This window comes from uncultured Clostridium sp., assembly GCF_934754925.1.
GTDB lineage: Bacteria > Bacillota > Clostridia > Clostridiales > Clostridiaceae > Clostridium.
This window is the reverse complement of sequence record NZ_CAKVJA010000077.1, coordinates 1-5,570: the sequence shown is the minus strand read 5'-3', so window position 1 is coordinate 5,570 and position 5,570 is coordinate 1. Positions and strand designations below refer to the sequence as shown.

6 protein-coding genes and 1 pseudogene are annotated in these 5,570 nt (G+C 28.0%); 1 reads left to right on the top strand and 6 read right to left on the bottom strand.

Annotated elements, in window-relative coordinates:
- A partial coding sequence (gene glsA, locus Q0G30_RS13665; RefSeq protein WP_294391164.1) for a glutaminase A occupies positions 1-875 on the bottom strand: 875 nt, incomplete at its 3' end.
- A 225-nt stretch (positions 876-1,100) separates the two neighbouring features.
- On the opposite strand from glsA, the gene Q0G30_RS13660 reads away from it, so the two are divergent.
- Positions 1,101-2,330, top strand: coding sequence for an aminopeptidase (locus Q0G30_RS13660; protein WP_294391160.1), 1,230 nt, complete (start codon positions 1,101-1,103; stop codon positions 2,328-2,330).
- Between the two features lie 152 nt (positions 2,331-2,482).
- On the opposite strand, the gene Q0G30_RS13655 is transcribed toward Q0G30_RS13660, so the two are convergent.
- The 5 genes and pseudogenes from Q0G30_RS13655 to Q0G30_RS13635 all read right to left on the bottom strand — a co-directional run.
- The gene (locus Q0G30_RS13655; RefSeq protein ID WP_294391156.1) at positions 2,483-2,659 is read right to left on the bottom strand and encodes a small, acid-soluble spore protein, alpha/beta type; all 177 of its coding nucleotides are present in this window, start codon (positions 2,657-2,659) and stop codon (positions 2,483-2,485) included.
- 148 nt (positions 2,660-2,807) lie between these two features.
- Positions 2,808-4,004 (bottom strand): NADP-dependent isocitrate dehydrogenase, encoded by a 1,197-nt coding sequence (locus tag Q0G30_RS13650; protein WP_294391153.1) that lies wholly within the window; start codon positions 4,002-4,004, stop codon positions 2,808-2,810.
- A 279-nt stretch (positions 4,005-4,283) separates the two neighbouring features.
- The gene (locus tag Q0G30_RS13645) at positions 4,284-4,538 is read right to left on the bottom strand and encodes a hypothetical protein (RefSeq protein WP_294391150.1); all 255 of its coding nucleotides are present in this window, start codon (positions 4,536-4,538) and stop codon (positions 4,284-4,286) included.
- Positions 4,539-4,806: 268 nt separating this feature from the next.
- Positions 4,807-5,076, bottom strand: a complete 270-nt coding sequence (locus tag Q0G30_RS13640) for a hypothetical protein (RefSeq protein WP_294391147.1) — start codon at positions 5,074-5,076, stop codon at positions 4,807-4,809.
- A 140-nt stretch (positions 5,077-5,216) separates the two neighbouring features.
- A pseudogene (locus Q0G30_RS13635) lies at positions 5,217-5,570 on the bottom strand (amino acid permease); the annotation flags it as partial.

Genomic DNA, 5,570 nt, shown 5'->3' with positions numbered 1-5,570 from the left:
TGTATTCCACCAATACTATTTCCTTTATCATCTAAAGCTGGACCATATATGCCTATTCCAAATCTTCTAGGAACTGTGGCAATTATTCCTCCTCCAACTCCCGATTTTGCTGGAACCCCAACATGTACTGCAAATTCTCCTGATGCATCGTACATACCACAAGTAACCATTATTGTTTTAACTATTCTACAAATTTCTCTTGAAACTAAAACTTCATCATTCCAAGGTGCTATTCCATCGTTTGCAATTACTGCTGAAAACATTGCCAAATCCTTAGCTGTAGCTTCAATTGAACATTGTTTAAAGTAAAGATCTAAGATTTCTTCTACATTTCCTTCTAATATATTAGAGCTTTTCATAAAGTAAGCTAATGATCTGTTTCTATCTCCTGTAGCTTTTTCGCTTTCATATATTTCTCTATTTATATCTATTGTAGGATTATTAGTTGCTCTTCTTAAAAAGTTTAGTATTCTTTGTAATTTATGCTCTTCATTTTCACCAAAAATAAGGGATGTTGTTACTATAGCTCCAGCATTAATCATTGGATTATATGGTCTATCCTGATTTCTTATTTCTAAGTTTACTATACTATTAAATCCCATTCCTGTTGGCTCAACATTTACTTTTTTAAATACGTTTTCTCTACCATTATCATTAAGAGCTATTATTAAACTAACAACCTTTGAAATACTTTGAATAGTGAATTTAACGTCACTTTCTCCTGCCCAGTATTCTTCATTATTTTTTATATCATATACACATAGTCCTAAATCTTCGCTATTTGCTTTTAAAAGAGCTGGTATATATGATGCAAGTTTACCATCTTGTGTATATTTTTTATTTTTTTCTACTAAGTTAATTAATAAATTTTTCATTGGTTTTCTTCCTTTTCATATTGTATGTGTAGTAATAATTATAGTTATTTTTGTGCCTTCTTACAAGTTTATTACCCTATTAAAAATATAAATTATAACCTTTTTTATAAAAAATAATAAATAACATAATTAATACAAATAATTAAAGTATATATATTAAACTTATTTAATTGACCTAATTATGTGGTATAATTTACTATAATAAACAATATAGGAGGGCTATATATGGATAAAAATTTATTAAAAAAATATGCTAAATTAGCTGTAAATACAGGCGTTAATATTCAAAAAGATAATATATTAGTTATTACTTCACCAATTGAAACTGCAGAATTTGCTAGACTTATTGCAGAAGAAGCTTATAAAGCAGGTGCTAAAGATGTAGTTGTACATTATGGTGATCAACAACTAACTAAAATAAAATTAGAAAATAGTTCTTTAGAAACTATTGCTGACTATCCAGCTTGGATGGCTGAAGGATATAATTATTATGCCAGACAAGGAGCTTGCTTTATTTCAATAGCTGCAAGTGATCCTGATGGATTAAAAGGAGTTTCAGTTGACAAAATAGGTACATCTCAAAAAGCCAGAACTACAGCTTTAAAGGAATACTACGATAACTCTATGTCTAATAAATGTCGTTGGTGTGTATTATCAGTTCCTACACTTTCATGGGCTAAAAAAGTATTCCCTAATGCAAGTGATGAAGAAGCTATGGAATCTTTATGGGATGTAATATTTAAAACAGTAAGAGTTGATACTGAAAATCCAGTAACTGCTTGGGAGAAACATAATGCTTACTTAGAAGAAAAAATTAAATTTATGAATGACAATAACTTTAAAAGCGTACATTTAAAATCTTCAAATGGAACTGACTTAAATATTGAACTTCCAGAAGGTCATATTTGGGCTGGAGGTTCTGAAGGAGATGTTAAAGGAATACCTTTTAATGCAAATATGCCAACTGAAGAAGTATTTACTTTACCTAAGAAAACTGGAGTTAATGGGGTAGTTTACTCTTCTAAGCCATTAAGCTACGGTGGAAATTTAATAGATAATTTCTCTATTAAATTTAAAGATGGTAAAGCGGTAGATTTTACGGCTGAAACTGGATACGATGTTCTAAAACAAATGCTTGATAGTGATGAAGGTGCTAGATACCTAGGAGAAGTTGCTTTTGTTCCTTATGACTCACCAATCTCTAATTCAAAATTAATATTCTTTAATACATTATTTGATGAAAATGCTGCTTGCCATTTAGCCTTTGGTAGAGCTTATGAATCATGTGTAAAAGATGCGGATAAATATTCTGAAGAGGAATTGGAAAAAATAGGTGTTAATAATTCAGTTATTCATGTTGACTTTATGATTGGAACTAGCGATCTTGAAATCACTGGAATTAATAAAAATAATGAAACTGTTCAAATTTTCTCTAATGGAAATTGGATATTTTAAAAGTGAAAGCTAACTTAACTTACATGTAACTTTTATACTAAATCAAAATTTAATATATTAGAAAAGGAGTGTTTCTTGCTAAGCACTCCTTTTCTAATATTCATTATGTATTTTAGCCTTAATATTCTAATTACCTAAATTTAGCTTATATTTTATTGACCTATTTTTTGAGCACTATCTGATCTTGGTTGATCTTTACCTAGTTTTCTTGATTCCTTAGAGTATCCAACTTCATTAGCAGTTTCAACTTTCATTTTGTGTAATTCAGCTTTAGTCTTTTTATTTGATTTTTTATTATTCTTTGAATTTTTATTATTCTTATGTGACATTATTTTTCCCTCCTTTATACTTTTACGCTTATTTTATGCTCTCCATAATAAATTATGCCTTGCCCTACAATCCAATATATGGTTACGCCTCCGGGGTTAATCCAATATTTGGATTAACCCCGGAGGTGTAACCATTTTCTGTAATTTGTTATAATCTATTTTTTATTTCTTTAATAAACTCATATGTGTTAACAGTTTTAACTTCTTTTAAATTAGTAAGCAATGCTAAATCTTTTGTCATCACTCCATCTTCAATTGTTTGTAGTGAAGCTTTCTCTAACTTATCTGCAAAAGCAACTAATTGATCATTTCCATCTAATTCTCCCCTTTTTCTTAATGCACCTGTCCATGCAAAAATAGTAGCCATTGAATTAGTTGAAGTTTCTTCACCTTTTAAATGTTTATAATAATGCCTTTGTACTGTTCCATGAGCTGCTTCATATTCATAATATCCCTCAGGTGATACTAAAACAGATGTCATCATTGCAAGAGATCCAAATGCTGTTGCAACCATATCACTCATAACATCTCCATCATAGTTTTTACAAGCCCAAATAAATCCACCTTTAGATTTAATAACTCTTGCAACTGCATCATCAATTAATGTATAAAAATATTCAATATTAGCTTCTTTGAATTTTTCTTTATATTCTTCCTCAAATATTTCATTAAAAATATCTTTGAAAGTATGATCATATTTTTTAGAAATAGTATCCTTAGATGCAAACCATATATCTTGCTTCGTATCTAATGCAAAATTAAAACAACTTCTAGCAAAACTAGATATTGATTTATTAGTATTGTGCATTCCCATTACTACTCCACTATCTTTAAATTCATGAATAGTTTCTCTACTTTCTCTTCCCTTTTCATCAGTAAAAACTAATTCAGCTTTTCCTTTACCTTCAATTTTCATTTCAACATTTTTATAAATATCCCCATAAGCATGTCTAGCTATTGTAATTGGTGCTTCCCATGTTCTAACAAAAGGCTTTATTGAACTAACAGTAATAGGTGCTCTAAAAACTGTTCCATCCAAAATTGCTCTTATAGTTCCATTAGGACTTTTCCACATTTCTTTTAAATTATATTCTTTTATTCTATCTGCATTTGGAGTTATCGTAGCACATTTTACTCCTACTCCATACTTCGTTATAGCTTCTGCAGCTTCAACTGTTACCTTATCATCAGTCTCATTTCTATATTCTATCCCCAAATCATAATATTCAGTTTTTAAGTCAATGAAAGGATTTAATAATTCCTCTTTTATCATACTCCAAATAACTCTAGTCATTTCATCTCCATTCATTTCAACTAATGGAGTTGTCATTTTTATTTTTTTCATAAATATAGCCCCCTTTAGTATTTATTTATACCCAAAACAATTATACCATATTTTTCTATATACTTAAAGGTTCTTTGATAGAGTAGCTTTTTATTCCTGCAATTTTATAGGTTTAATACATATAAAACTAAAATTTTATATGTATTTGTGAATTAATAATATTTTTCCTTGCATTTTACACAAAATTAATATTTATATAAAAAAAGGCCTTCCCAAAACGACAAAGCCTTTTCATTAAAATACTAAAATTCATTATTAAATATAATATAATATTACTAACTAACAATCTAAAGTCTCTACATCATTCTCTTCAACATTAATATGAGATACTCTAACAGCTTTTACTAGAATCTCTATTGCCATTTTTTCACGTAATTTACCATATTGATATAATTCAATATCAAATTTACTTGGACAATCAAATTGATTATCTTCTTTTTCCATATTTCCACTGTAATATCCCATTTGGTCATTATTACAACCATAAACACTAGCTCTTCTTAAAGCTTGTGCTTGTTTTTGTTGTTGATCCATAAAATATGATGGAGTTAATTCTATTGGGCATAAAAATTCATCATTGCTTCCAATAACAGTTGCAGATAAAACTTCTGCTTTATCACTACTTGTTAAAACAACATCTTCTGGTAAGTCTAAATCTATAGCTCCACCAAAATTTAATACATAAAAAAATTCAGTAACTTATCATTACTGAATTTTTCTATATTTTCACTCTATTATGTTTTAATATTAATATGACTATCATATTATTTAAATTTTTATACGAAAATAATATTTTTAGATATTATTTATCTACTTCCTTATAATCTACATCAATTATTTCTCCATTGCTATCATCATCTATACTACTTTCTTCATAAATACTTTGATTATAAGAATTATATGTTTTATTATTATTATTTTTCTTTCTAAATGCGTTTTTTGCATTAAATATTATATAACTTACTAAGCCTATTACTATGATAAAAGGTAAAAGGTATATAAAAAATTTAACTATAGCAATAAAAATTACTATCCCAACTATTGTCCACAATATAGATTTTAAATTATTCATTTAAATCAACCTCATTTACACTATAATATTTAACTTATATTTTCATTATACTATCAATTAATCACTTTTGCAATATAAGTTATTTAATATTTTGTTAAGAGGTTATTAATACTTGATAGGTTTCGTTAATAATCTTCATTCTATGCTATATTTCTAGAATCTACACCATCTCCAGATTCTTTATTTGTCTTTTTAGCTACCATAGGTAGTATAAATCCTAATCCAATTAATATAAATGGTGTAATAACATTTAGTGATACTTGGAACCACCACTCACCTGAAAATGTCTCAACACTACTTGGGAACATCCCCATTATACAAGCAAATGCAGTAAATGCAAAACACCAGACACCTATTGCCATAGCAAATTTATCATTTTTAACAAATTTATAATCTGATTTATATTTATCTGCTGCTTTTTTAAGTCCTATAAATGCTAAGAATACCCAAAGATATCTCATTGGCATAACTACAGAGTTTAATTGAAGTAACCA

Coding starts and splice junctions, on each gene's coding strand:
- Q0G30_RS13640 (WP_294391147.1), bottom strand. CDS start 5,076: ATGAATAATTTAAAATCTATATTGTGGACAATAGTTGGGATAGTAATT.
- Q0G30_RS13655 (WP_294391156.1), bottom strand. CDS start 2,659: ATGTCACATAAGAATAATAAAAATTCAAAGAATAATAAAAAATCAAAT.
- Q0G30_RS13660 (WP_294391160.1), top strand. CDS start 1,101: ATGGATAAAAATTTATTAAAAAAATATGCTAAATTAGCTGTAAATACA.
- Q0G30_RS13650 (WP_294391153.1), bottom strand. CDS start 4,004: ATGAAAAAAATAAAAATGACAACTCCATTAGTTGAAATGAATGGAGAT.
- Q0G30_RS13645 (WP_294391150.1), bottom strand. CDS start 4,538: ATGGATCAACAACAAAAACAAGCACAAGCTTTAAGAAGAGCTAGTGTT.